Origin of the sequence: Burkholderia sp. LFS061 (assembly GCF_047978125.1) — a bacterium.
Lineage (GTDB): Bacteria > Pseudomonadota > Gammaproteobacteria > Burkholderiales > Burkholderiaceae > Burkholderia > Burkholderia pyrrocinia_C.
On the sequence record NZ_JBFPFS010000187.1, the window covers coordinates 1 to 223 of the forward strand.

A 223-nucleotide genomic window follows, 5' to 3' on the forward strand; every position below is an offset into this window, starting at 1 on the left:
GCCGGTATCGCAACAAACGCGGCTGGTTGGCATCGCGAGATCGAGCGCCTATTACCGACCGCAGCCGGTCAGCGAGGCCGATCAGTTGCTGATGCGACGAATCGACGAACTGCACATGGAGTTTCCGTTTGCCGGAGCACGGATGCTGGCGCGCCTGTTGCGCCGGGAAGGCCATGAAGTTGGTCGCCGTCGCGTGCGCACGCTGATGAAGCGCATGGGCGTC

1 protein-coding gene is annotated in these 223 nt (G+C 63.7%); it reads left to right on the forward strand.

Going from position 1 to position 223, the window contains the following annotated elements:
- On the forward strand, window positions 1–223 hold a 223-nt coding region (locus tag ACNQQL_RS36285), incomplete at both ends, for an IS3 family transposase (RefSeq protein ID WP_347069767.1).